Genomic DNA, 21,504 nt, shown 5'->3' on the forward strand with positions numbered 1-21,504 from the left:
GCTGTTCATGTTAAATCATCAGTAATTCACGTATTTCCTGCTCGGTTAAAGAAGAGATTGCCTCTTGTCCCGGTGTAATGATTTCTTCAATCAAGTTTTTCTTTTTTTGTTGCAGCTCGTACATCTTCTCTTCGACCGTTCCCTCTGCAACAAGCCTGATCACTTGGACGACGTTCTTTTGCCCGATACGATGGGCACGATCCGCCGCCTGTTGTTCGACGGCGGGATTCCACCACAGATCATACAAGATTACGGTGTCAGCGCCTGTCACATTCAATCCTGTTCCACCAGCTTTCAGAGACATGAGAAACAAATCCCGCTCTCCCTCGTTAAATCGGTTACACAAATCTAGTCTCTCTGCTACTGGTGTCTGTCCATCCAGATAGAAAAACGGGATACCATGATACCCCAGCTCGCGTCCGATTATTCCCAGCATCTCTGTAAATTGAGAAAAGAGCAAAACGCGCTTCCCTGCGTTTTTGCATTCACCGATGATCTCGAATAGCTGTTCGAGCTTGGCTGACCCTCCGTCATACTCTTTGACGAACAATGCTGGATGACAACATATTTGGCGAAGTCTCGTCAAGCCTGCGAGAATTTTGATCCGATTTTTTTGAAAGCCTTTATTGTACAGGTGCTTCACTGTTTCCTGTTGGAGCTGCGCCAAATAGGCGACATACAGCTTTTTCTGCTCTGGCAACAGTCTCGCGCTTTGCAGTGTTTCAATTTTGGCTGGTAATTCCTTCAGTACCTCCGTCTTGAGCCTGCGCAATAAAAACGGACGCGTCCGCTTCGCAATCGTATCTCGCGACAAGTCGAGAAATTCCTTTCGTGCCGGAAAAAGCTCCGGGAAAACAGCATCGTAGATGGACCACAGCTCCTCTACCCTGTTTTCCACAGGTGTTCCCGTAAGCGCAAAGCGATGCTTGGCTTTTATCCGTTTGACTGTCTGGGCTGTTTGGGTCACATAGTTTTTGAAGGTCTGTGCTTCATCCAAGATCAAGGTGTGAAAGGAATGCTCCTCGAACTGGGCAGTATCTCGACGCAAGAGCGGATACGAAGTAATGAGCACATCGATTTCTGAAAGCTCATTCACGATTTGATTCCGCTCTTCCTTCGTGCCATCCACAATAACGCTACGGATATTTGGCGCGAACTTTTTGATTTCATTGTGCCAGTTGTATAAAAGCGAGGCAGGAGCCACGATAATCGCCGGGAGCTTATGTTCTCGGATTTCGGGCAGAACAGAGAGCAGAAAAGTAATACTTTGCAAAGTCTTCCCCAGACCCATATCGTCTGCGAGAATTCCCCCAAAGCCGTAGTGTGCCAGTGTTTTCATCCATTGATAGCCATATTTCTGATAATCGCGAAGTGTCCCTTGCAAAGATTGGGGTACGGGAAAATCAAGATTATCTGGATTACGCATATTCTCCAAAAACTGGCGCAACAATTTGCCTAGCTGAACAGGCTGTCCCTGCATGGGGATATCAAGCAAACGCAGCCCGCGAAATGCAGGCAGTTGAAAACCACTCCCCATTTGCTCAGCATATTGCATGCCCATCTCGTCCAAAAAACGATTAATTTGCTCAAATTCTTTTGTCTCCAGCGGCAAAAGTGCTCCATTCGACAGCCGATGATATCTGCGCTTTTCTTCTACCGATTGAATAACACTTCGGATTTCAGACTCGGGTATGCCATCCATATCAAAACGAAAATCCAGCCAATTGGTTCGCTCATCGACATCCACTTTTACTTTTGGTGGTAGGTGAAGAGGCTGAATCCTGATTTTCACGGAAGTGGTCGCGTATACCTTTAACAGCTTTTCCAGCTTAGGGACGGTGTGGTAAAGAAAGTCGTACTCAGCTTCTTCGTCATCCAGAAAATAGCCTCCTTCTGTGCGGGTAAAGGTACTTTCCTCCATCAGCTCTAAAATCTGCCGCTCCTTCTCCCCGTCACGCATCAGAATCAGCTCACTGCCACGTTGCCCTCCGCCTTCATAGCCTTCCAGCGGATTGATGATGATATCGCCATATTGAAACTCAAGCCCCGCCAGCAGCCGGTCTCTTACCCTGTCCAAATACAGCTTGGCCTTTAACTGGAATTGCACGACTCGTTCGGAGACGGCCTTTGCAATTTGTACGTTGCCCAGTTTCATCAAGGCCGGAACAATTTGCACCATGAATGGCTCGATTTTTTCTGGGGGAATGTGAATCCGCTCACTGCTATGAGATTCTAACAAGTGCTTCAGCTCAGCCAAACTGTGGCATTGTTCCTTTGGCAGTTTGTGCCATTTGCCATCCACGAGTAACAATCCGTAAGCTTCCAAGACAGTGATTTGCTTGAATCCTTGGACTTCCAGCTGATATTGATCGGTTTTTGTCTGGTCAAATTCGAAGTGGAGTGGCGGCGGTTCATCTATACAGACAAATGTTGGATACACTTGGTCATGATGCTGGATGTGTACAGACGGTGCGGTAAGTAGCAAAGCAAATAATCGCTCCCACGTAAATGGTGGAACCAGAAGAACCCGTTCCCCACCCACATGCTTCTGTTCCTGATACTGGTAGCTGGCTGTCTCTCGATATATTTTTTCCGTGCGGTAAATTTGCAGGAGTTCGCGGAGGATGGCTTCATGCTCTGGCAAAAAGCGTTGCAAATTCGGGTCATAAGTAAATTGGTTAGAGAATCGATACACTTGCTGCTTATCCACCCGTTCCAAAAACGCGCGAATGTCCTTTACAATGTACAGCCTCTTTGGCCCTAGCCTCAGCTCTATTCCGATCATACTCTTGCGAAAGCCGTACGGTACGATTTTACATATGATTTCCAAGGCAAGCGTTGTTCGGGAATCCAGCAACACGCGATTATGGCTTGTCCGAATCGGTCGGTCCACGAACAAGCCGAACAGTCCCTCTGTCAGTTGGGAATCAGCCTGTGTTGCCATACCTGCTTGTCTCGTTGTAACGGAAGTGGAATAGCTGCCAGGATGCTCGTCTACTTGCAGTTCACGCATGATTAGCAACGAGGCTGCGATATGTTGACAGTAGTGATCGTACGACGTCAAAGTAGGACAACTGCACACGGCTGCCATACCAGACTCGTCCAGTTCAATGGTTACTTGATAGTTATTTTTCCCTGCATTCACTCTCGTTCTGATCCAAGCAGGTTCCGGTTGAAAATCCTCCACGAGCACGTTCCCAGAACGGTAAAAAGCCTTTCCTCTCTCATAAGAAAGGCGACCACACCATTCTTTTATCATTTGATGGCTCACTTGAAAGCTCATTTTCTGTTCCATCCTCATCTTGAAATATGTTTAATATTACAGAATGCAACTGAAAAAAGATACGCATGAAAGCGTATCTTTTCCCACACTTATAAAAATCAATTAGGCTTCGTCGTCAGGATCTTCGTCCTCGGAATCTTCGTCCTCGGAATCTTCATCCTCGGAATCTTCTCCAGCATAGTCTTCATCTTCTTCATCATCTTCATCGTCGTCATTATTGCCAAAGTATAATTTTTTCGTAGTGCCATCTTCGTATTCAATTTTTACTTCCATTTCTTCTGCACCTTCACCGAGTGCTTGTCGTAATTGCTCCAACCATTCGTCCATATTACCACACCTCCTGGGTATAGATGATCTCTTGGCAGCATTTGCCAACAGCTTTACTGTCGACATTGATACTATATGAAGAGTTTCTTTTTCATGTTTGGACAGCTGTCCCCGTCCTCACAGTAGACTTTTACACAACTTGCCCTCGCAAGTAATGCGTCTCCCAAGAAGCACCTATTGCCTACGTATCGTTTACATATTTGGAAGTAGACTGGACAAACTTTTGATGGAATCGACTTAAATACACCATGACTTCGCCACAGAAGGGAGAGCTCATTATTGAACAGACGATGGATCAAAAGCTTGTTGGTCGGGATTAGCTTGTTGCTTACAAGTGCCTTGCCGGTTGACTCGATTATGGCCTCACCAGATCATCCTTACCATTTTGGATTTAAAAAGAGCAAGAATGGTCAATTACCCTCGATCAATGAGGAAGGCTTTAAAAGCATTGTGGATCGCCACGGTGCGGTTTTTTTAGGGGATACCACGAAAAAAGAGCTTTACTTGACGTTTGATAACGGGTATGAAAATGGCTTTACACCAAAGATTTTAGACACACTTCTCTCAAAAAAAGTCCCTGCCATTTTCTTTGTGACAGGGCACTTTGTGAAGGAACAGCCCGAGTTGTTAAAGCGGATGGCACAGGAGGGACATCTGATCGGCAATCATTCCTGGAGCCATCCCGATATGACAACCGTACCGAATCAAAAAATCAAAGACGAACTGACAAAGGTAAGCGATGCCGTCCGGCAAGTGACCGGGCAGGCTAACATGCGTTACTTGCGGCCTCCCAGGGGAATTTTCAGCGATCGCACACTTGCTGTAACCAAAGATTTGGGCTATACCAATGTCTTTTGGTCGGTCGCCTACAAGGATTGGGATACCAAAGCCCAGCGGGGAGCAAAATATGCCTATGATAGCGTGATGGCCCAATTGCATCCCGGTGCTGTTATTCTGCTGCATTCTGTCTCCAAAGACAATGCAGAGGCTCTCGGGATGATGATCGATGAAGCACGCAAGCAAGGCTATGAATTCAAGAGCTTGGATCAGCTTCCGAAAAAGTAGCGCAAGCCTTCCCTTTTGCAAGCAAAAACTCCCGCTGCTTCGCATGTGCAAAGCGCGGGAGTTTTTGGGTTTAGTCGCGATCCAGCAAGGATGCTCCAGCAATACCTGGATGCGTCATTTCAAATGGATCGAGAATCAGATCCAGCTCTTCTTCTGTCAGTACATTGTGTTGCAAGCACAGCTCACGTACAGACTTTCCTGTCAATATAGCTTCGCGGGCAATGCGTGCAGCAGTCTCATAACCGAGATGAGGATTCACCGCGGTGATGACGCCTACACTTTTTTCCACGTATTCTTTCATGCGCTCGCGGTTTGCTTCGATTCCTTCCAAGCAGTGACGCGTAAAGACATCGAATGCATTGTCCATAATGCTGATCGATTGCAGCAAGTTGAAGACAAGCACAGGCTCCATAACGTTCAGTTCTAGCTGACCTGCCTCAGATGCCAAACAAATCGTATGGTCATTTCCGATGACCTGAAACGCTACTTGGTTGATGAGCTCTGCCATAACAGGATTGACTTTTCCTGGCATGATCGAGGAACCTGGCTGACGTGCTGGCAAGGAGATTTCTCCCAGTCCAGCTCGAGGTCCTGATGCCATCAAACGTAAGTCATTCGCGATTTTAGACATGTTCATCATGCAAACTTTCAGTGCTGCTGATACTTCTGTATACGCATCTGTGTTTTGTGTAGCATCCACGAGATGCTCTGCACCTGTCAGCGGGAAGCCTGTGATATCGGCAAGATGCTTGACTACTGTTGTAATGTAACGCGGGTCAGCATTCAATCCCGTTCCTACCGCAGTTGCTCCCATATTCACTTCGTACAAATGCTGACGAGATTGCTTGATACGCTTGATGTCGCGCTCAAGTACTCGACGATATGCTTCGAATTCTTGCCCCAAACGAATCGGAACCGCATCCTGCAAATGCGTTCTGCCCATTTTAATGACATCATCGAATTCTTTTGCTTTTTGGCCAAATGCATCATGCATCTTATCCATCGTCACGAGCAGCTTTTCCATCAGAGTGAGTGTTGCAATATGAATCGCTGTTGGGAAAGCATCATTGGTAGACTGAGACATGTTGACATGTGTATTTGGGCTCAAGTGGAAATAATCCCCTTTTTTCTCACCAAGCATTTCAAGACCGCGGTTCGCGATTACTTCGTTGGCATTCATATTAATCGAAGTACCTGCTCCGCCCTGGATCGGATCGACGATAAATTGATCATGCCATTTTCCTTGCATGATTTCTTCCGCCGCAGCGACAATCGCATTTCCTAAACGCGGATTCAATCTGGAGACTTCCATATTTGCCATCGCAGCTGCTTTCTTTACCATTGCCATTGCATTGATGAGGGAAAAATGAAGACGATACCCGGTGATTGGGAAGTTTTCCGTTGCTCGCATCGTTTGCACGCCATAATAAGCATCTACTGGAATTTGCTTCTCACCAAGAAAGTCTTTTTCCACTCGAAACGTCTGTTGTTCCATTCTTATCAGACCAGCCTTCTAGGAATAATGGTTGCTACTTCCCCATTCTACCACAGTTTATGCAGGAAGACTCATCCACCTGAAACACTATTATTTGTTTTTGCGTCTTATTATTTGTAAGTACCATTTCATACCAGACAGAATCGAGGGATACCATGAAAAAAATGCTTTTGCTGCTGTTGACGATCGGCTTGCTGCAAGGATGCACGAGTGGCACAGATAGCCCTTCCACTCCAACAGAACAACAGAAGCCACCCGTTACAGCCCAGCCCGAGACACCTGCTTCTGAGCCACCCGCAACCACACAACCACCTACAACGTCTGAGAAGCCACCAACGGAACAACCAGCTCAACAGGAGGCTGTCTATGGCAATGACATTTTCCGCAATGTCACTGTGAAGAAAACTGGTCAGGACACGTTTGAAATCAAAGGACAGGCGCGCGTGTTCGAAGCTGTACTCAATTATGTCGTAGAAGATGGACATAACGAGCTTACGCAAGGTTCCGTGCAGGCTTCGACCGCTGCTCCTGATTGGGGAGATTTTACCCATACACTGAAAGTGAAAAAAGCGGAGCAGAACAGCACACTAACACTGATCTTGTTTGAAACAAGCATGAAAGACGGCAGCCGAAGAATGGAGCTCATCATTCCACTCCCGGAGTAAAGCCTGCAAAAAAATCAGACCCTCTCTATTAAAAAGAGAGGGCCTGATTGAAAGGGTCTATTATTAGATAGCAGTAGACAGTCAGTTGCCGTATGCCTTGCTTTTACTTTTACTCGCCTTGTTCTTCCTTGAAGCATTCCATGCAGAGTGCACCATTGTTCTCGATTTCATACTCGGTCAAGCGAGCCTGGCAAGACTTGCATTGTTTTTCCGTGAGCACTAAGTTCAAGACTATATCTCCTCTCAATGATGTAACGTAGTCTATTTATATTATAACCAAAGATTTATATCAGACAAACAGCTATCTGTTAAAATTTCGTGAATTTTCAAATATAAAAAATAATAAACAAAGAGGAGATCATCATGACCTCACCCTATTTTTCACTTTTCCTAGCAGGGGAGCCGTTTCGGCTGTTTTCCCCTTCTCACATTATCACTTTGATTCTTGTGCTCTGTCTGGTCGTGCTCACCTATTTATTTCGGCAAAAGCTCCAAGCCCCGACAAACCGACTCACCACCCGTTACGTACTTGCGGGTGTCTTGCTTTTGTCAGAGGTTTGTTATCAGCTTTGGCATGTTTATACCGAGAGTTGGACGGCTGCTTACACATTGCCCTTGCAGCTGTGTAGCGTGACCCTCATTCTTTCTACCGTGATGCTAATGACGAGAAGCTACGGTCTGTATGAGATTACGTTTTTTGCCGGGATTGGCGGCGCCATGCAGGCATTGCTTACACCTGAGTTGTTTTATCCATTTCCACATTTTCGCTTTGTGCATTTTTTTGTAGCCCATGCAGGAATTGTCCTTGCTTGCCTGTACATGACGTGGGTAGAAGACTACCGTCCGACCGTCCGTTCGATATGGAAAACGATGGGCTTTTTAAACCTGCTTTTGCTCGTTGCACTTTTCGTCAACCAATGGACGGGCGGAAATTACTTATTTGTCTCACGCAAACCGGACAATCCCAGCCTGATTGACTTTTTGGGCCCGTATCCGTGGTACATCGTTTCATTGGAAGGAGTAGCGCTCGCTTTGTTTTTCTTGTTGTACCTGCCCTTTGTCCGAAAGCAGCCGATGGCGAAGGAAGTCAGGAGCGATTTGTCTGTCTGAATTACGCTTGCTGCTCGTTTACCCAATCTGTGACACACTGCAAAAAGCGTTTGGCAGCCGGTGACTGCTTGGAAAAAGAGGTTGCTGCCACCCCCAGCGAACGGTAATGCTCCCCTTCGAGCGGGATCATCCGGATATTTGCAGGCAAGCGGAACAAGATCATTTCCGGAAGGATGCTGATCCCGAGCCCATTTTGCACCATGGCAATAATCGCGTGATCATCTCCCACTTCATATTTGATTCGCGGCTCGATCTGATACTGGGTCAGCAAACGCTGTATATCATTGTCACAGCCCGTCTTCGGCATGATAAATGTCTCTTCTGCCAATCGGCTCACATGCACCCGCTCCTCTTTGTAGAGCGGGTGTTCCTCTGTCACCAGCAAATACATCTGATCCTTTTTCAAAGGAATCCATTCCAAATCCTCTGTTGTCGGTAAGGAGACGAAACCAAAATCAATCTCTCCACTTTGAATCCAACTCTCAATTCCATCGTAATACCCTTCCATCAGCTTAATCTCGATCGCCGGATACTGGTCTTGGAACCGCTTGAGGATTCCCGGAAGCCACTGTGTGGATACACTCGTGAACGTTCCAATTCTCACCGTCCCGACCTCCAACCCATTGATGGCAAACACCTCTTGTTTCATCCTCACATGACAGCGCAAGGTCTCGCGCATGAATGGAAGCAGTCGCTCCCCATTACTCGTGAGGCTAATGCCCGATCGTCCCCTTGTCAAAAGCGAAAACCCATATTCCCGCTCGAGACTCGCAATCGCATGACTAATCGCTGATTGTGTCAAACCCAGTATTTCTCCAGCTTTGGTTAAGCTCCCCGACTCAATAACGGTGATCACTACCTCAAACTTGTTCAAACTCACCCTTCTTCGCCTCCTTTTTCATGAATTCGATTCATGAAAACCATCACAAACATTCATTTTTCTTATTCAAACGATACTCGTATACTGTTTATGGCGCAACACGGATTAGGACCCGATTTTCTCGGGCAAGGAGGCTTATCTCATCATGAAACCGCAAGTGAAAGCCGATTTGGCTATGATTTTGGTCACCCTGTTTTGGGGAACCTCGTATGTGTTTATGCAAATGGGATTGAAGGATTTGGAGACCTTCAATTTGATCGGAATCCGCTTTGGCATTGCTTTTCTACTAGCTGCCGCCTTGTTCCATAAACGCTTGCGTGGCACGAATCGAAAAACATTGCTCCATGCGTTCGTACTCGGTGCGCTCCTCTTCGGGGTTTTTGCCACCGTCACGAACGGAGTGAAATCGACGACAGCTTCCCAGGCAGGCTTTCTCGTTAGCTTGACTGTTATCTTTGTTCCGCTCTTATCTATTCTTTTGCGCAACCGCCCGGAAAAAAGAGTCTTCGTGGGCGCTGGACTGGCCATGATCGGCATCGGTCTTCTCACACTAAGCGCTGAATTTCGAATCAGCCAAGGAGACCTTTTGTGCATCGCTGGCGCCCTCTTTTATGCTACACATATTACCGTAACGGGCAGATGGGCCAACCAGTCGGATACGATTCAGTTGGGGATTTACCAGCTTGGCTTTACGGCGCTGCTCGGCATTGTTTTTTCATTTGCACTGGAGACCCCTGTATTGCCGCAGACTACAGAGGCTTGGATCGCCGTCCTCGCCCTTAGCGTATTGTGCAGCGCAATCGGCTTTGTCGTTCAAACGGTGGCTCAAAAATATACGACCGCCACGCACACGGGTGTTATTTTTTCCTTGGAGCCAGTCTTCGCTGCCCTGTTTGCCTTCTTGGTCACAGGCGAAACACTGTCTGTTCGCGGGTACATAGGCGCAGGTCTCGTTTTGATCAGTGTGCTGATTGCGGAAATCGATGTGAAGAGCTTGCTGCGCGGAAAGCAGCTGACAAAAAACCCGACTCATCTATCCTGAGTCGGGTTTCGCGTATGGGTTAGGCAAGAGCGCAATCTGAAGCAAATCGACGCCATAAACCAGCGGAAGTCCAGGACTTCCTTTCTTGTCCAGGGCGCCGCTGCTCTGATTTTCGGGTTATTTTTTCAAGACGTGTAGCAAACTTTTCCACCAATGATGGTCATCATGACCTTTGTCGAGAGCAACTCGTCTGGATCGATAGTAAACAGGTCTTTGGAATAAACAGTCATATCCGCATATTTTCCACGAGACAGCGTGCCTTTTACATGATCTTCGTTCGTAACCTGTGCACTGCCCAATGTAAACAGATGAATCGCTTCCTCCATCGTCAGCTTTTCTTGTGGGAAGTATCCATCGTGAGTTTCCCCCGGTGCCTTGCGCGTGACGGCTGCGTGTATCCCCAAAAGAGGATCGATGGGTTCTACTGGTGTATCCGAGCCCGCAGCGCAAATGATTCCATAATCCATCATCGTTTTCCAGATGTACGAGTGTTGAATCCGCTCCTGTCCTACGCGATCCATTACCCACGGGAAGTCTCCTGCGAGAAAACGCGGTTGGATATCTGCAATCCGATGAGGATGCTTCAAGCGGTCCAGCAGGTCCGGCCGCAAGATTTGTGTGTGTATGAGGCGGTCCCGGTAGGCCACTGCCGGAAACTGATCCAAGCTATCCAGCACCATCTCCAGTGCTTTGTCGCCAATGGTGTGTACAGCAATGGGCATCCCGAGTCCACGTGCTTGTCGTACCAGCTCTGTCAGCTCGTCTTGCTCATGCACAGGATAACCGCTGGTGCTCGGATCATCAGCATACGGAGCTGACAGGTAAGCCGTCCTGCGTCCTAATGCCCCATCTGCAAAAATTTTCACCGCACCGATTCGCACATGAGCGTTGCCATAACCAGCCGTCATCTTTAAGTCGCGCAGCTCATGCATATGCGGGTAGTAGACAAGCAAATTGCTGCGCAGCGCAAGCTCTTCGCCATTGATGAGCTCATCATAGAGTCGATACGTTTGCGCAAGTCCGCCCAATTCACGCAAATCCTCCGTATGCGCCCCTGTCAATCCATGCGCCATTGCATAGTGGATCGAGTTGCGCAGGCTTTGCTTCAACTGATCGTAGTCAGGTCTTGGAATATGCTTCGTAATCAGGTTGGAGGCCGTTTCCAACAACATGCCTGTTGGCTTTCCGCTCATAGGATCATGTACGATGACTCCCCCCGCAGGCACCTCCATGTCACGTTGATAGCCACTTAGCTCCAATGCCTTGCTGTTGACCAAATTCGCATGTCCACATATTCGCGCCAGAAGAATCGGGCAATGTGGTGCAGCTTGATCAAGTTCTTCGATGGTAGGAATGCCGCCACCATCCGCGAACAAATTCTCATCCCAGCCATAACCTTGTATCCACGCATTTTCAGTTGTGACTTGCGCTTTTTCTTTTAAGAGAAACAGCAGCTCATCCTTGGAGCGAGCTTTGCTCAAATCCAGTTGCAAAAAGGTCAGACCGAGCCATCCCAAGTGCAGGTGGCTGTCAATCAATCCCGGGGTAGCGGTACAACCTTGCAGATCAATGACCGTTGCATCACTGCCTCCGTATTGAAGAAGCATCTCTGCATCGCTGCCAAGGTCATGCACAATTCCATCTCGAACAACTAATGCTTGTACGAACAAATGCCGGGAATCTCCTGTGTAAATGCGTCCATTTCTGAAAATGGTTGTCGCCATCTCGTGACCTCTTTTCTGTTCGCTTCTGTATTTTTCGTATGCCTCCCCTCTTAATTTGTTTGCTTGTAGTCGTTTTCCTCCCTGAAATGAAATAACGTTCAAAAAATTACGACCTTCTTTTTCATTTGGGAAAACATGGTGTTTACTCACTTTCCTGTTGAAAGCAGCAGCGGTAGGGCACGTTATGTTCATGTCCTATTTTTGCGCGGAGGGAACGTATGCAACAAAAAACAAAAAAACGCCTTCCACCCTTCCTTCCCATACAGGAGTCCACTGGTCTGAAAATGTCGCACCATGAGCCTTCTCACCAAAAGTCATCAGGCCGTCTGGACAATCAAGCCAAGCTGCTACTCCTGGTCAACGCTGTGTTTATTGCCGCTGGCGCCCTTTCTGGCACGTTTGTAAACGTCTATTTGTGGAAGGTAAAAAGTCAATTTGCCCCGATCGCTTGGTTTACTTTTTCCGCTCATCTCGCGGGTGCGCTTACCTTTTGGCTTGCGGGCTGGTACGTGAAGCGTCTGAACAAAATGAATGTCCTGCGCGCTGGCATGGCCGTTTCTGCCCTTTTTTATTTGCTCGTTCTTCTGGCAGGTCCCAAAGCTGTCTCTTATGCTGTACCGCTTGGGCTCGTTCAGGGTATGGCGAATGGATTTTTTTGGCTGTCCTTCAACGTGGTGTACTTCGAAATCACGAATGCGGATAACCGCGACCTATTCAACGGTACGGCAGGGCTGCTCGCTTCACTTGGCGGCATGCTCGCTCCATGGATATCGGGCTTGCTCATTACACGGCTTCCGGGCAACAGCGGCTACTCCCTTATTTTCGGGATTTCTCTTGCGCTATTTGTCGTCGGCGTGTTCATCAGCTTTTTTCTGAAAAAACGCCAATCGGAAGGGACGTATTCCTGGAGCTTTTCCTTACGTTGTTTGCGAGAGGAGCGCGAGTGGCGCTGGGCAGCAGGGGCTTTAGCTGGTCAAGGACTGCGTGAAGGTGTATTCGGCTTTGTGATCGGTCTACTCGTCTACATTGCCACGAAAAGCGAGATGACTCTCGGCAACTACTGGCTGACTACATCTGCCGTCGGACTTGTGAGCTACTTCCTGATCTCCAAATGGTTCACTCCCCGCTTTCGCAAGTGGGGAATGCTCACTGGTTCTGTCATCATGTGGGGGATTCTCTTCGTATTTTTTTGGCAGGTGAGCTTTACAACACTGCTTATTTTCGGGATTGCCGTGTCCATTGCTTACCCACTGTTTTCAGTGCCCATGCTTTCCACGATTTTTGATCTGATTGGCACGAACGAAGAGAGCGCCCGCAATCGAGTCGAGTATGTCGTGCTGCGAGAGTTCGCTCTGGACGTTGGTCGGCTGGTGGGGATTCTGATCTTTCTGCTGGTAACGTCTTTGAGCGTCTCTCCTCTTACACTGAATTGGTTGATTTTGTGTATCGGAATCGGCCCACTCATCGCATGGTTTTGCATGACCAAGCTATTCCGTCACGTTCCTGCTGCTAAAAAAGCAGACAATTGAACGAAGCGTGCACCCAGGAGAAAACAAAACCCGCTTCGGCTGACTTGCCTGGCGGGTTTTAGCAACAAAAAACCTTTCCCACTCGGAGGCTAGCTCCCAGGAAAGGTTGCGCTGGTTTTTTCGATTATGATTGGGCTACTTTTTCTTTCGCTTTCGTTACGATGTGGTGACCGAGCGGCAAGCCGCGCTGCTCCAGCTCATCCGCTGTCACAATATGGAGCGTCTCACTTTTACACGGCATGGGCATCAATCCGCCCAATGGACTCATCACTCTTCCGATCGTGTCTGTCTCAATGAGCACGTACAGGCCTTTTTCCTCCAATTGTTGCATGAATTCTCCCCAACGCTTGGAAGTAATTTGATCGGCGTGCTTGGTGAATATGACACCCATTTCTTGTGCTAGCATGCAAAATCTCCTTTGTTCTATCCGTCAAATATATGCTTCAAAAGATAATCTAACAATACAGGGAAACCTCCCTTCTGGCAAAATCCGTGTAAGCCAAAAAAACACGAAAAACGGTTGTTTTTGACCGCTTTTCGTTTCAGGAATCTCACATCTTCCTCGCACACACCGTTTCAACGCGGCACGCTGTTTTTTGCCGCTTGCTTTTGAAAAAGAGGCCTATTTTTGCCGATTTCCTGAGTAATTCTCATATCTTGCCCATCATGTACCTGCATTTCTTCGATTTAGAAGCTCGCTGCCAGCTCCACATGCAGCAATCGGGCAAAAGGAACCCAGTGAATCTCGGAGCCTGCCCGAAGCTTGAGGCGTCTCGCCGCTTGATCAATATGGATAATGTGGGCAGACAGGCGTCGCGGCTCTCGCCCGTCATAATAGGTCAGTGTCAGGATACTCTCTGTCTGAAACGCCTGCCATACCAGCTCGCTCAAGGCGCTGAGCTGCTCCTGATCCAGCTCGGGTGGTACATAGCGGCGCTCTTCTTCCTTGATCCGCAAATACATTTCCCGATGCTCCGGCAGCACAAACCGACTGGCCACGAATACATTTTCCTTTTTGGACACGCGTTTTTCCCTCATTGCTTGTTCTCTCCTCGCTGTTCATATCGGGTCCATAAATGGACGAGCTCCTGACACTCTGCCCGCAATACCTCAATCGTATAGATCGCTTCTCGCACATACCCGCGTTGTCGATAGTGGACGACATACATATGTCCCTGACGTCGTGAGCTGACGACTGTGCACCCTCTTTGCCGCAGGATGCGACGCAGCTGGTGATGCTGCCGCTCCGCCCACCGCGAGAGCTCATTGAACATCATCTGATAAGAAAACTTCAACGGCACAATCCGCATCTGCCCCAGATCGGCCATGACCGCCCGAAACAAAATGCCAAATAAAATATACTGGCGTATCATTTCCTGCTCGTCAGACACCATCGGCTCCGTCACTTGTAGTGTCCTCCGATCTTACGTGCACGCTCTTTCGCCTGTCCTGCTTCCAATACAGAGGTGGCGCGCAGGATGGCGTCCTGACCGTATCGGGTCCGGATATCATCCATAGCTTGTGCCAACGAACGCCGCTTGTGATTGTCCGTGAACAGATTGAGTTGTACCACGTTGTCAGGGACAAGCTGCCCCAGATTGACCCCGATACTGCGGACGGGCGTTTCCTGCCAGTGGCGGTCAAACAGAAAGCAGGCCGCTTCGTACAAAGTCATGGCATCATTCGTCTGCTCCGTGAGCTTCATCTGCCGTCCAAAGCCCGTTCCAGCAGCCAAATCAGCTCCACGACAGCCCACAGACAGAACGGAGCCCATCAGCTCCTTTTTCCTCGCCCGACGGCACACTTCTTCGCACAGCTCTAAAAGCACCACTTTGATTTCCGCTGCTGTATGGTAATCCCGCGGCAACGTCATGTGATGACCGATCCCTTTTTGTGAATCATAGGAATCCAAAGCCACAGGTGAATCGTCGATTCCGTGAGCCGTGCGCCACAGCACTTCCCCGTTTACTCCCCAATGCCGGGTGAGGATGGCTGGCCTCATATCTGCAAGCTGCCCGATCTGATAGACGCCCATTCGATGAAAATGACGCTTCATGCGTGAGCCTACGCCGAACAGCTTTTCAATCGGAAGCTTCCAGAGCGTATCCGCTAACGTTTCCCGCTTGAGCCAAAAAACGCCTTCTTCCCGTTTCTTGGCGAAATTATCACAGGCCATCTTGGCCAATACCTTGTTCTCCCCGATGCCTACCCGACAGTTGATTCCTGTCTCCATCCAGACGCGCTGCCGAATCTGTGCAGCCATCTGCATCGGATCACCAAACAGGTGAACGCTGCCTGTCACGTCGAGAAACTGCTCGTCGATCGAGTACGGCTCCACCTTGTCGGTAAATGCCTCGAATATGCGAGTGATTTGCATGGAGATGCGAATGTACATCTCCATGCGCGGACGAACAACGACGAGCTGGCGACACTTTTGCTGCGCCTGCCACAGCGCTTCGGCCGCGACCACTCCGTATGACTTGGCAATCGGACACGCTGCCAGCACGACTCCACTGCGCCGCTCCGGATCACCCGCGACGACAATCGGTTTGTTTCGCAGCTCTGGATTGGCCCCTTTCTCGATACTGGCATAAAAGCTCTGCATGTCGATCAAAAATACGATCCGCTTGTTCGCATTGGACATACGATCATCCCCTAAATAAGAACTTATGTTCCCTTGTTGCTTTGTTCTTATTATAGCAAACAAACGTTCGTTTTTATGCCTGTCTCGCGCAAAAAAAAGCTAGTAATTATTTCCTCTCGGATAAGCACACATCGGTAGGTGTTCCGCAAGCGAGAGCGAATCCAATAAAGGGTTACTTTTTCACGACAGGAATCCAAATTTCGCTTCGGAAGGTTGGGGATGAAGTGTCTTTATTTTCGTTCCACAAAATCTCCGGACCCTCAGCCTGTTCATAACCAGAGGATAAAAACCATTCCGAATAAATCCGGGCCCAGACATCTTGCAGCGTATCGGGAAAAGGACCCACTGCTTCGAAGACCGCCCAGGTGGAAGCAGCAACTTCAAGTACTGCCAGGTTGTCTGGATAAGCTTTTGTAGTGGCTACGCCGATATAATGATCGAGCTCGCCATATTCCAGCCGACCTTCTGAAAAGTTCGTGGACGCACTGATCAGTCCTAGTGGTTCGATATCGGATAGCGACTTCAGCTGCTGGATCGTCTCCCTATCTAATGAAGCCCACATAGCCGCAATCTCTGGATTGACTCCACGATAAATCAGCGGGACTCTTTTTTTCAGACCCACAATACGAAATGCCTCTTTTTCTTCCATGCGGTAGTTCATGGCACTGCCTCCTTTTATGGATAGATGAAAGGTCATTCGTGGATAAGCCTTCAAGGGTTGGCCGATATGTCTGGCTTCTGTCGGAGTGACTCCATGCACATTCTGAAAAGCTCTGGCAAAGGAATCAGCCGATCCGTATCCGTATTTGATCGCAATGTCAATGATCCGCTCGTTGCTGTCCGCAAGCTCAAAAGCTGCAAGCGTAATGCGCCGACGCCGGATGTACTCGGATAGCGGAACACCAGCGAGAAAAGAAAACATTCTTTTGAAGTGATACTCGGAGCAGCAAGCTACCCGGGCGATTTCTTTATAGTCAATCTCGCTGGTCAAATTGTCTTCGATGTAGTCCAGAGCCTCATTCAGCTTTACAAGCAAATCCATGGTAATGACCTCCCTTTCCTCCTCAGAATAGCAGATGCAAAATCGGGCGATCCGACATTTCGTGCACGATGATGACGGGTCGATCTTGTGAAAAAAACGCCTATTGAAAGGAGCTCTATCACATGACAACGACTTCCCCTCTGCTCCCCCAAATCGGAGCTATTTTTGTAGCCGTCAGCGACATCGAGCGCGCACGCGACTGGTACTGCCGTCTCTTGGGCATTCCCATAGACGGTGAAATTATGTTCGGGCATATATACTGCATTCCTTTGCAAAGTGGACTGACACTCGTCCTGGACAGCAAAATCTTTCCGAAGCGTATCACAGATGATGCCCCCTTGTTTCATTTCAACACACTGGATATCGAAGCCTCCTATGCCTTTCTCAAAGAGAGCGGAGTCGAAGTCGTCACCCCTATCCAGCATGGCCACTGGTTCAACTTCCGCGATCCCGACGGCAATCTGATTATGGTAAGCCAATGTTAAATGAAAGAGGAGATACACGCATGACCATCCACTTGCGCCGAACTACACCGGCAGACATTCCTTTCGTATGCGAAGTAGAAAATGCACCAGAGAATGCCCCGTTCATTATTCCGTGGAGCGCAGATCGGCACCATAACGCTCTTGGCGACCCGGACATCCTCCATATGATTGCCGAGAAAAAAGAAACAGGCCACCCCGTCGGCTACGTCATCATCGCCGGGCTGACCAATCCTCATCAAAGTATTGAACTCATCCGTATCACAATCGCAGCAAAGGGGAACGGCTACGGTCGCAACATCCTGCGTCAGATCAAGCAGTGGGCATTTATCGAGCAAAAGGCCCATCGGCTCTGGCTGGATGTAAAAGAAACGAACGACCGCGCCCGCAGCCTTTACGTATCCGAAGGGTTTCACATAGAGGGCACCTTGCGCGATTGCCTAAAAGCAGGCGATACTTACGAATCCTTGATCATTTTATCGATGCTGGCAACGGAATATGACGCTTAAGGGGCAAATGCGTCCGGAGTCGTGACGTAGAGCCATTTTCCATCGTTGCTCGCTCCCAGAATCGATACACTTGCTGGCAGTCCTTTCACCAGCACAGATTGTTGCTTACGATCGGCATCGAACAGGAAGAGCGACGAAACGGACTCCGCCCCTTGTTCAGCTTTTTCCCAATCGATATAAACCAAATGGTGAGTGCCTGGAATCCATACCGCTTCTGGCTTCATTTCCATCAGTTTGACGTCGCCCTTAAACACTCCTGCATTCCAATACATTTGATAGGCGCCATCCGTCGACTGAATATAGCCAGACCACGCTTCTTTGGGAACCGGTGGATTCCAGCTGATCACCTTGCCTGACTGCCAATCGTAGCGTTGACGAAGCTCTTCGAAGCTATCTTCCTCTGTTCTCATTTCAAACGTCGCGTAACGTCCACCATCCATAAAACTAACGGGCTGGACTTGCCCATTCATCTCGTCTGTTGGAACCCATCCTTTGATGACACCTGGGAGGCGCCGTTCTTTTCCAGTCTCCAAATCGTACACGATCAGATCGAGGTCCTTTTTCTGTTCGGTCTTGCCCACTGCCATCAATACATGCTTGCGATCATGGCTAAAGCTGGCTCCATGTACGTATCCATCTACCTTGACACGAATGGCAAACTCGCTTTTCGGTACTTCTGTCCCTTTCGGTGGATGAGCGAAAAAGAAGCCGCGACGATCTGCCATGAAATCGCCTGCACCGCTGTAGTTGTCAGTCAGCTCCACTGGATAAGCAGTCAGCTCTTTTGTCTGTGTGTCATAAATCGAATACAGCATGGCGAAACGGGCATCGCACTCGCAATATTCTGTAAATCGCTCCAGTAGCACATACCGTTCCTCGGGGTCGATAAACTGCATGGGAGTCCTGACGGCAAAGTCCGTCATTTTCTCTTTCACCTTGCCATCGACTGAGACTCGCCAAATCTGAGACGGAGCAAACACCACCGCCGAGAAATCATTTGTATCGCCAAAGACGGTTCCCTTTACCTTCTTCGCTCCTGCTACGCTGACAACATATTCCGTCCAGCTTCTGTCCTTGGCAAGCTCAGGAAGGGTAGCCAGCAATTGCAGTTGACGGTCGTGCACCCAGTGAAACGTAAAAATCGGCTCCACGAAACCCAAATCCTCTTTTTTGGTCTCTTCCTGGGCATTTTTGCGGATGGCCTCTTCGACTGTTCCACGGTTCACGGCTTCCTTAAAAAAGATAGTGTACGCCTGTGGTGCAGGTCCCACAACCGTTCTTCGAGGAGAGCGGAGCTGTGGTGCATCGTTTAGCTGTATAACCACGTCTTCTTTCATCGCCGCGTAGTCGTAAGGCAGTTCCTTTTGCTTCCATTCCTTTGTCGTTTGGCTAGTCGTATGAGATGGGCCAGTCTGAGCAATCCGACTGTCCGTGGAAGTTGCTTGCGCGAAGTCGGATCCTGTCATGATAAGCAATGCGAACACAATGGACATACTCATTCCCCGAATTTTTCGCAAAGACAAAAAACTCGCCTCGCTTCCTAGAAAAATTTACCTTACAGAGGATAGACGTCGAGAGCTTGCTTAAGGTTTCACCCCACAAAAGAAAAAGCCTTCTCACACGCGCTTGAACGTGGGAAGACTTTCCTTTCTTAATCGAAGACGACACCGTCGAGTACGCCCTCATTCTTCAAATAGTCACGCAGCCAGTGATACTTTTCGTCACGCCAGAAGGAGTCCTCTGCTACCAGCTTGACCGTCTCCTGTCTCGCTACCTCCAGCGCTTTGTAATCACTTAATAAATCAGCGACTTTAAACTCCGGCAAGCCGCTCTGCTTGGTTCCAAAAAAATCACCCGGTCCGCGCAATTCCAAATCGCGCTGCGACAGCTCAAATCCATCCGTCGTCTCGCACATGACACGCATCCGCTCTTTTCCAATCTCGGATTTCGGATCGGCGATCAGCACACAATATGACTGTTCAGAGCCACGTCCTACGCGCCCGCGCAATTGGTGAAGCTGAGCAAGACCAAACCGCTCCGCATCATAGATGACCATATAGGTAGCATTCGGCACATTCACACCGACCTCTACGACCGTTGTACTGACCAGGACAGCGTGCTCTGCGGCAAGAAAGGCTTGCATGACGGCATCCTTTTCTTTCGCGGGCAGTCGCCCATGCATCAGGCCTACGCCGAATTCAGGGAAAATGTGTGTGAGCTGAGCATGTACATCAATCGCATTTTGCACATCGAGCTTTTCGGATTCCTCGATAAGCGGACAAATCACGTAGGCCTGTCGTCCTTTTCGTAGCTCATCCCGCATTTGCTCCAGCACAGCCGGAAACTGATCATGCTTTTTCCATGTCGTCTCAATCGGTTTGCGCCCCGCAGGCATTTGATCAATCGTAGAAACGTCCATGTCGCCAAATGCCGTAATTGCCAGTGTTCTCGGAATTGGCGTTGCAGTCATAAACAAGACATCAGGGGACAAGCCTTTATTCCGTAAAATTCGCCGCTGCTCCACACCGAATCGGTGCTGCTCGTCCGTAATCACGAGACCAAGACGAGAAAAAAAGACATCCTCTTGAATGAGCGCATGGGTACCGACTACGACATCGATTAACCCCATTTGCAGAGAGCCGATGACTTCGCGTCTACGTTTCGCCGTCAGCGAGCCCGATAAGAGCGCAACTTGAATGCCGTAATCGGATAGGAGCTTCGTCAACGACTGCACATGCTGCTCGGCGAGAATCTCCGTCGGTACCATCAACGCTCCTTGATAACCTGCTTTCACCGCAGCAATCAGCGCGATGGCGGCTACAACGGTTTTCCCCGAGCCTACGTCCCCTTGCAGCAATCGATTCATCGCATGAGGGGCCCGCATGTCGTCCAATATTTCTTTTACTACTCGTTTCTGCGCATCTGTCAGTGGGAACGGCAACCCTTTGACAAATTCCCGGACCTCTTCCATCGGAATCGCCAAAGCAACGCCTTCCGTTTGCTGCCGATTAATCTTGCGCAATGTTTGCATTTTCAACTGGAATAAGAAAAGCTCCTCGAACATAATCCGTCGCCGCGCTTGACGACCATCTTCCGCATTTTCAGGAAAATGAATCGAATGAAAGGCATCCTTCCGCGGCATCAATCGGTAGCGCTCCACGATATCCGCAGGAAGGATCTCAGGTATCTCCTTGCCATATTGACGCAACGCCTGTTGAATGGTTTTGCGCAGCAGTGTATGCGTCACATCCCCGCCAAGTGGATAGACAGGGGCGAGCTCGCCTCTTTTTGTCGCGCGTTCGGAGTCTACTTCTGTCATTTCGCTCACTGTGATTTGTAGCTTGTGCTTGTCCCATTTTCCCGTGACGAGTATTTCCTTGCCTGGCGACAGCCTGCTTTTGACAAACGTCTGATTGAACCAGACAGCCGTCACCACGACACGGTCCATGACAACCTTGACGGACAGTCGTGATTTTCTTTTTCCAAAAAAACGAACAGAGGGTTCGCCGTACACCGTACCTGCCAGCGTGACCCTCTCTCCGTCTTTTACTTCAGTCAAATCGCGCACACGGTAATCTTCATAGCGAGACGGGAAATACTCCAGCAAATCGCCAATGCTGTTGATTCCCAGTCCTGCAAATGCCTTCGCTCGCTCTTCCCCTACCCCGTGCAAAAGGGAGACGGGCGATTGATATGCACCAGCCATC

At 49.0% G+C, this 21,504-nt stretch carries 19 protein-coding genes; 7 read left to right on the forward strand and 12 right to left on the reverse strand.

From position 1 onward, the window contains the following. Positions 1-10 precede the first annotated feature (10 nt). A complete protein-coding gene (locus tag KB186_RS06870; protein ID WP_232773299.1) occupies positions 11-3,283 on the reverse strand; it encodes a DEAD/DEAH box helicase in 3,273 nt (1,090 codons plus the stop codon). A 102-nt stretch (positions 3,284-3,385) separates the two neighbouring features. Continuing rightward, on the reverse strand, positions 3,386-3,610 hold the full coding sequence (locus tag KB186_RS06875; protein ID WP_232773300.1) for a DNA primase: 225 nt from the start codon (positions 3,608-3,610) through the stop codon (positions 3,386-3,388). A 279-nt stretch (positions 3,611-3,889) separates the two neighbouring features. Between KB186_RS06875 and pdaA the strand changes: the two genes are divergently transcribed. After that, positions 3,890-4,675, forward strand: a complete 786-nt coding sequence (pdaA, locus tag KB186_RS06880; RefSeq protein ID WP_232773301.1) for a delta-lactam-biosynthetic de-N-acetylase — start codon at positions 3,890-3,892, stop codon at positions 4,673-4,675. Positions 4,676-4,745: 70 nt separating this feature from the next. Here the strand turns inward: pdaA and aspA are convergent, their stop codons facing one another. Continuing rightward, entirely contained in the window at positions 4,746-6,170 is a 1,425-nt protein-coding gene (aspA, locus tag KB186_RS06885; RefSeq protein ID WP_255688494.1) for an aspartate ammonia-lyase, read from the reverse strand. A gap of 155 nt (positions 6,171-6,325) precedes the next feature. On the opposite strand from aspA, the gene KB186_RS06890 reads away from it, so the two are divergent. Both KB186_RS06890 and KB186_RS06895 read left to right on the forward strand, forming a co-directional pair. Further along, the gene (locus KB186_RS06890; protein ID WP_221868407.1) at positions 6,326-6,835 is read left to right on the forward strand and encodes a Gmad2 immunoglobulin-like domain-containing protein; all 510 of its coding nucleotides are present in this window, start codon (positions 6,326-6,328) and stop codon (positions 6,833-6,835) included. 363 nt (positions 6,836-7,198) lie between these two features. Further along, positions 7,199-7,945 (forward strand): YwaF family protein, encoded by a 747-nt coding sequence (locus KB186_RS06895; protein WP_232773302.1) that lies wholly within the window; start codon positions 7,199-7,201, stop codon positions 7,943-7,945. 1 nt (position 7,946) lies between these two features. Here KB186_RS06895 and KB186_RS06900 read toward each other — a convergent pair whose 3' ends face one another. Next, positions 7,947-8,825 (reverse strand): LysR family transcriptional regulator, encoded by an 879-nt coding sequence (locus KB186_RS06900; protein ID WP_173608108.1) that lies wholly within the window; start codon positions 8,823-8,825, stop codon positions 7,947-7,949. Positions 8,826-8,970: 145 nt separating this feature from the next. Here KB186_RS06900 and KB186_RS06905 point away from each other — a divergent pair, with 145 nt between their 5' ends. Further along, positions 8,971-9,867, forward strand: coding sequence for a DMT family transporter (locus KB186_RS06905; RefSeq protein ID WP_173608109.1), 897 nt, complete (start codon positions 8,971-8,973; stop codon positions 9,865-9,867). A 125-nt stretch (positions 9,868-9,992) separates the two neighbouring features. Here the strand turns inward: KB186_RS06905 and KB186_RS06910 are convergent, their stop codons facing one another. Then, complete coding sequence (locus KB186_RS06910) at positions 9,993-11,591, reverse strand: amidohydrolase (RefSeq protein ID WP_221868409.1); 1,599 nt, start codon at positions 11,589-11,591, stop codon at positions 9,993-9,995. Between the two features lie 218 nt (positions 11,592-11,809). Between KB186_RS06910 and KB186_RS06915 the strand changes: the two genes are divergently transcribed. Further along, positions 11,810-13,120 (forward strand): MFS transporter, encoded by a 1,311-nt coding sequence (locus KB186_RS06915; RefSeq protein ID WP_232773303.1) that lies wholly within the window; start codon positions 11,810-11,812, stop codon positions 13,118-13,120. Between the two features lie 124 nt (positions 13,121-13,244). Here the strand turns inward: KB186_RS06915 and KB186_RS06920 are convergent, their stop codons facing one another. The 5 genes from KB186_RS06920 to KB186_RS06940 form a co-directional block, all read right to left on the reverse strand. After that, a complete protein-coding gene (locus KB186_RS06920; protein ID WP_047068137.1) occupies positions 13,245-13,526 on the reverse strand; it encodes a hypothetical protein in 282 nt (93 codons plus the stop codon). A 281-nt stretch (positions 13,527-13,807) separates the two neighbouring features. Next, positions 13,808-14,158 (reverse strand): YolD-like family protein, encoded by a 351-nt coding sequence (locus KB186_RS06925; RefSeq protein ID WP_007728326.1) that lies wholly within the window; start codon positions 14,156-14,158, stop codon positions 13,808-13,810. Beyond that, the gene (locus KB186_RS06930) at positions 14,155-14,526 is read right to left on the reverse strand and encodes a YhjD family protein (protein ID WP_173608112.1); all 372 of its coding nucleotides are present in this window, start codon (positions 14,524-14,526) and stop codon (positions 14,155-14,157) included. The genes KB186_RS06925 and KB186_RS06930 overlap by 4 nt, the downstream gene beginning before the upstream one ends. Then, positions 14,523-15,764: a DNA polymerase IV gene (locus KB186_RS06935; RefSeq protein WP_173608113.1), complete on the reverse strand. Its 1,242-nt coding sequence runs from the start codon at positions 15,762-15,764 to the stop codon at positions 14,523-14,525. Before KB186_RS06935 ends, KB186_RS06930 begins: the two co-directional genes overlap by 4 nt. 172 nt (positions 15,765-15,936) lie before the next feature. Beyond that, on the reverse strand, positions 15,937-16,806 hold the full coding sequence (locus KB186_RS06940) for an AraC family transcriptional regulator (protein ID WP_173608114.1): 870 nt from the start codon (positions 16,804-16,806) through the stop codon (positions 15,937-15,939). A gap of 122 nt (positions 16,807-16,928) precedes the next feature. Here KB186_RS06940 and KB186_RS06945 point away from each other — a divergent pair, with 122 nt between their 5' ends. Together KB186_RS06945 and KB186_RS06950 are read left to right on the forward strand one after the other, a co-directional pair. Next, complete coding sequence (locus KB186_RS06945; RefSeq protein WP_173608115.1) at positions 16,929-17,291, forward strand: VOC family protein; 363 nt, start codon at positions 16,929-16,931, stop codon at positions 17,289-17,291. Between the two features lie 20 nt (positions 17,292-17,311). Further along, complete coding sequence (locus KB186_RS06950) at positions 17,312-17,797, forward strand: GNAT family N-acetyltransferase (RefSeq protein WP_173608116.1); 486 nt, start codon at positions 17,312-17,314, stop codon at positions 17,795-17,797. On the opposite strand, the gene KB186_RS06955 is transcribed toward KB186_RS06950, so the two are convergent. Together KB186_RS06955 and recG are read right to left on the reverse strand one after the other, a co-directional pair. Continuing rightward, positions 17,794-19,290 (reverse strand): hypothetical protein, encoded by a 1,497-nt coding sequence (locus KB186_RS06955; protein WP_173608381.1) that lies wholly within the window; start codon positions 19,288-19,290, stop codon positions 17,794-17,796. The two genes, KB186_RS06950 and KB186_RS06955, sit on opposite strands and share 4 nt — an antisense overlap. A 158-nt stretch (positions 19,291-19,448) precedes the next feature. Beyond that, a complete protein-coding gene (gene recG, locus KB186_RS06960; RefSeq protein ID WP_173608117.1) occupies positions 19,449-21,503 on the reverse strand; it encodes an ATP-dependent DNA helicase RecG in 2,055 nt (684 codons plus the stop codon). Position 21,504 lies beyond the last annotated feature (1 nt).

The organism is Brevibacillus sp. AF8 (assembly GCF_021270385.1).
Lineage (GTDB): Bacteria > Bacillota > Bacilli > Brevibacillales > Brevibacillaceae > Brevibacillus.